At 35.4% G+C, this 5109-nt stretch carries 4 protein-coding genes, 1 tRNA gene and 1 pseudogene; all 6 read left to right on the top strand.

Annotation, left to right across the window (positions count from 1 at the left end):
- Nucleotides 1–59 precede the first annotated feature (59 nt).
- Nucleotides 60–761 (top strand): annotated as a pseudogene (locus tag OZD61_RS02050) (AAA family ATPase); the annotation flags it as partial.
- 58 nt (nucleotides 762–819) lie between these two features.
- Entirely contained in the window at nucleotides 820–1830 is a 1011-nt protein-coding gene (locus OZD61_RS02045; protein ID WP_274979668.1) for a molecular chaperone DnaJ, read from the top strand.
- Between the two features lie 58 nt (nucleotides 1831–1888).
- A complete protein-coding gene (locus OZD61_RS02040) occupies nucleotides 1889–2785 on the top strand; it encodes a class I fructose-bisphosphate aldolase (protein ID WP_274979667.1) in 897 nt (298 codons plus the stop codon).
- A 5-nt stretch (nucleotides 2786–2790) separates the two neighbouring features.
- Nucleotides 2791–2862: transfer RNA gene (locus OZD61_RS02035), tRNA-Cys, on the top strand.
- 130 nt (nucleotides 2863–2992) lie between these two features.
- Nucleotides 2993–4069: a quinone-dependent dihydroorotate dehydrogenase gene (locus OZD61_RS02030; RefSeq protein ID WP_274979666.1), complete on the top strand. Its 1077-nt coding sequence runs from the start codon at nucleotides 2993–2995 to the stop codon at nucleotides 4067–4069.
- Nucleotides 4070–4256: 187 nt separating this feature from the next.
- Nucleotides 4257–4955 (top strand): ribonuclease III, encoded by a 699-nt coding sequence (gene rnc, locus OZD61_RS02025; protein ID WP_274979665.1) that lies wholly within the window; start codon nucleotides 4257–4259, stop codon nucleotides 4953–4955.
- Nucleotides 4956–5109: the final 154 nt, after the last annotated feature.

Here is a 5109-nt window from a genome sequence, read left to right as displayed (position 1 = left end):
CTTGCAAATGATTGTCCTTTCCTTCATTTCTCTCCTATTACGAAGATTTTAAACAGGTTCTTATACGCTTTGATATGTCCGAATATATTGAGTCTCATACGATATCAAGGATGATTGGTTCTCCTCCTGGATATGTAGGTTATGATCAGGGTGGATTACTCACAGAGTCTGTATCTAACAATCAATATAGTGTTGTGTTGCTTGATGAAATTGAAAAGGCCCATAGCGATATCTATAATATATTGCTACAAATTATGGATTATGGTTGTGTTACAGACACTTACGGACGTAAAGTTGACTTTTCCAATATAATCTTAATTATGACAACTAATGCAGGAGCAGCTGAACGCAGCAAAAGTTTTGTTGGCTTTGGGCATAAAAAATTTAACACTGGTGATAGTGAAAAAGCGATAGAACAGGTTTTTAGCCCTGAATTTCGTAATCGTCTTGATGCGATTATTTCTTTTTCTGACTTAAATGCGGATATAATTCTGCATATTGTAGATAAATTTATTCAGGAACTGAAAAAGCAGCTGACGCAAAAAGGCATAAACTGCTTGGTAGAAGATGAAGTGAAATCTTATCTTGCACAAACAGGTTATAGTAAGGAAATGGGAGCACGTCCGATAGAGAGACTTATTGAAAAAGAGATAAAAAGTTACTTAGCGGAAGAAATACTGAATCGTAAATTAATAAAAGGAAAGAAATTAAGAATCTATATGAATAAAGTAGAAAATAAAATTGCTTTTGATATAGTTTGAAATTCTTGTTTTTTTATTACACTGATAGTATACTTATTTTAAGAATAATGAGGCTATAGTGGCAAGTTTAACTAGAAATCAGTATTACAGTAATCGCGATTTACAGAATTTATTTTCAAGACTAGAAATAAAAGCAGAAGAAGTAATAAGCCAGGAGTTTGACGATATACTCAAGTTAGTTGAACGGAGCTTTAGAAAGCTTTCATTAAAGTGCCACCCTGACAAAGAAAAAGATGAAGAGAAGAAAAAGATAGCTACAGAAAAGTTTCAAAAACTTAGTGCAGATAAAAAAGAGCTAGAGAAGTATCTCAACGCTTTAAAAGAAGGAAAAACTCCTAGTCAATATGAAAGACTATCAAGTGAAGAAGAACGGAGGAGGCAAACAAAAATTTATGGAATATTATCACGTAGAAGCAAAGCTATAAATAGAGCACCTTTATTTTTTATATTAGCAAATGCGGTGGTTACTCCATCGCTGAAAGTTGAGTATTGCTTATCGCAACTTGCTAATAGTGGCACGGTGCAAAGCATCGCTTATCGATTTTATGCATTTAGCATAGGGATTTGGCCGTTGTTATTTATTATATCCTTTTGTGGTATTATTTATGCAGCAAGTAAACAAAAAGGTTCACAAGAGGAAAATCTGGATAGATTAAATCGAAGATACAATCTACTTATTGCTGCTGATGATTATGTGATATGTATCGCAGCAACATTTGCTATATGTGGTCTAGTGTCAGAGGTAGCACAAAATGGCTGGCCTGCTCAATATGGAACAATGCTGATGATTAATTTAGCATTGGATTTATTACTTATTGCTTTACTTAGAACTTTTGCAAAGGCATCTGAACTATATAGTGAACATTGCATTCAGCGCTTATATGAAGAAGATGCAGAATTTAGCTATAAAGAAAAATTTGCATGGTATGACTACAAGCTAGTGCTTATGCCACTTGTTCTTCCTATTGTCAAAATGTATTTTAGAGATTTAATCCAAAAAAAGCCACAACAGCACACCACCAATCCTAACGTTACATCTTTAGATACACCTGCAGGACAAGAACCATAAAAAGATCTTTGCTTCAACTGTGGTTTTTGCTATACTTTAAATGAACTTCATAGCGTTAATGAGTAAAGAAATAAGACAAATCTTAAACCACTACGAAAGTGAAAACCCCGGGGTAAAAGCGAATCTTACTCGTATTCTCGTGCATGGAAGGCTTGGCGGCACTGGCAAATTAGTAATTCTCCCTGTAGACCAAGGGTTTGAACACGGGCCAATAAAAAGTTTTGAAGTTAACCCTGATGCTTATGACCCACATTATCATTTTCAGCTTGCAGTTGATTCGGGAGTAAGTGCATATGCTGCTCCACTTGGTATGATTGAAGCTGGTGCTTCAACTTATGCTGGAATGCTCCCACTTATTTTGAAACTTAATAGTTCCAACTCCTTACATTCGAAGAATCTGACTTCTGATCAAGCAATAACCTCTTCTGTGAAAGATGCACTGCGTTTGGGCTGCTTGGCTGTTGGATTTACTATATATCCTGGTTCTGCTAAGTGTTTCGATATGATGGAAGAAGCCCGTGAAATCGTAGCTGAAGCCAAATCTTATGGGCTTGCAGTAGTGTTATGGTCTTATCCACGCGGTGAAGGAATTTCCAAAGAAGGTGAAACAGCGGTTGATGTTGTTGCCTATGCTGCACACATGGCAGCTTTGCTTGGCGCTAATATAATAAAAGTAAAACTTCCAACTAAATATTTGGAAAGGGAGAAAATAGAAACAGAAAATATTGAATCATTATCTAAAAGAATTGAATATGTTAAAAGATCTTGTTTTGCAGGAAAAAGAATAGTAGTTTTTTCTGGTGGCGAGTCGAAATCAGTGAATGACATATGCAATGAAGCGAAAGAAATTAAGCAGGGTGGTGGTAATGGTTCAATCATTGGACGTAACACTTTCCAACGCAAAAGGGAGGAAGCCTTATCTATGCTAAAAGATATAATGGATATCTACACATAAAAAACGGCTGGGTGGCAGAATGGCTTATGCAGAGGACTGCAAATCCTTTTATACCGGTTCAATTCCGGTCCCGGCCTCTTTCATTTTCTATATCTTGTAAAAGTTGCTCAATTCAACAGTAGCTTTAGGTGTGTAACCTATAGAGAAAATTATTCATAAGTAAAATCAATTTCTTTTCAAGTTATGGTTACACTCTTATAGCGTTTCATGGTAAAAAATAAACTAAAAATAAGCAAAGTGTTTTACAAAATGATATTACGTGATTTATTGTTTTTACTACCGCCCGAGGTTGCTCACTCTTTGGCAATTATGGCATTAAAGAAAATGCCTTATAGAAAACCTATAGAGCTACCAGAATCTTTGAGTGTGAATTTTTTTGGTAATAAGCTCAGAAGCCCCGTGGGTCTGGCTGCAGGTTTTGACAAGAATGCAGAAGTTATAAGGCCTATGCTTTCATTTGGTTTTGGATTTATTGAAACTGGTACTGTAACTCGTAATCCACAATATGGAAACAAAAAACCAAGAATTTTTCGGTTAATTAAAGATCAAGGGGTAATTAACAGATTGGGATTTAACAATAAAGGAATAGACTACTTTCTTAAACAAATAGATAAAACCAAGCTTGATGACTGCATTTTTGGCATCAACATAGGAAAAAACAGTACATCAAAGGACCAAATCAGCGATTATGTTGACTTAATAAAGATAGTATATGGAAAAAGCAATTATATAGTGCTGAACATCTCATCCCCAAACACGCCTAATTTACGCAATCTGCACAATAAGCAAGAATTATCGGAATTGTTGAAATCCGTAACTCTAACCCGGAAATCAATTGATAATTCTAAATCCATACCAATAATATTAAAAATCTCACCAGATATAGATCAGCAAACGAAAGAAAATATCGCTGAGCTTGCGTTGGAATATAAGATTGACGGATTAACAGTGAGCAACACTACGATCAGTCGGAATAACTTACATTCCCACCACAACGAGAGTGGTGGGTTGAGTGGCAAACCGCTGTTTAAACTTTCAACCGAGTTATTGAGCGATATGTACAAACTTACTAAGGGCAAAATATTGTTGGTAGGATGCGGAGGAATCTCAAGTGGTGCTGATGCATATAAAAAAATAAAGGCAGGAGCTTCTTTGGTGCAGTTGTACACTGCTCTCATATACCACGGACCTCAAGTTGTAAACAAAATTAATCTAGAACTTGCAGAACTAATAAGGAGAGATGGATTTAGTAACATTAGTGAGGTGGTGGGTTGTATACATTAAACATCTTCTCTGTCACCTAAGTAGCCGACACTGGAATAACATCGATGAATCATTATTCAAATAATGGTTACGCAAGAAGTCTATTAAACTGTATATTTTGGAAGTTGTTGGTATTATTTTAATAAAACAAAACTAATTCTTTGGTATAAAGGTGTGGTAGGAAGTGTTATTCTTTTAAATAATGGGTATGAAGAGTTTGAATGATGCAATATCTAAGATCATTGATTATAAATTTACAAATTATGCAATATTAGAAGAGGCACTAACTCACCCAAGCGTAAATAAAAGGAATAGCAAAAACCAGATTGTAAGCTACGAAAGACTAGAGTTTTTGGGCGATAGTGTTTTGAATATGGTTGTATCTGCCACACTGTTTAAACTATTTCCTGAAGAAAAAGAAGGAGCATTGGCAAAAAGAAAGACGGATTTAGTTTGTGGAAACACCATTGCTAATGTTGCTAAAGAAATAAAATTAGGCAGCTTTATCATCATGAATAATAGTGAACGCTGCAATGGAGGGGGATGTAACTTAAAAAATTTAGAAAACTCGCTTGAAGCACTAATAGGTGCAATTTATATTGATGGCGGGCTTGAAAATGTTGAAAAATTTATTATCCAATATTGGGAAAAGCTAGCTAAAGGCATGCTTGACCCCCCTCAAGATCCTAAAACCTCACTGCAAGAGTGGACTCAGAAAAACAAATTGCCTTTACCAGAGTATGAGCTTGTAAAACAAACTGGACCAGCGCACAATCCTGAATTTACTATATCAGTTTGCATAGAAGATTATGGTAAAGTTTCTGCATGCGCTTCTAGTAAAAAGATTGCTGAACAAAAAGCTGCTGAGTTGATGCTAGAAAAAATTGGAAAAGACGCTTCAGTTTAGGCAAAATAGGCATTAATGTAAATTTTAAGGAAGCTAATAGCGTTTAGGGTAAATGGTCAATTTAAGGAGAAGCATAGTATAGCCTTTCTTAGAACCTGTTTAAAATCTTCGTAATAGGAGAGAAATGAAGGAAAGGACAATCATTTGCAAGCTG

Origin of the sequence: Wolbachia endosymbiont of Drosophila bocki, assembly GCF_028982005.1 — a bacterium.
GTDB classification, from domain to species: Bacteria; Pseudomonadota; Alphaproteobacteria; order Rickettsiales; family Anaplasmataceae; genus Wolbachia; species Wolbachia pipientis.
This window is presented reverse-complemented; position numbering and strand designations above follow the sequence as displayed.

Excerpts from the sequence above, each read along its gene's own strand:
- OZD61_RS02040 (WP_274979667.1), top strand. The coding sequence starts at position 1,889 with ATGAGTAAAGAAATAAGACAAATCTTAAACCACTACGAAAGTGAAAAC.
- OZD61_RS02030 (WP_274979666.1), top strand. The coding sequence starts at position 2,993 with ATGGTAAAAAATAAACTAAAAATAAGCAAAGTGTTTTACAAAATGATA.
- rnc (WP_274979665.1), top strand. The coding sequence starts at position 4,257 with ATGAAGAGTTTGAATGATGCAATATCTAAGATCATTGATTATAAATTT.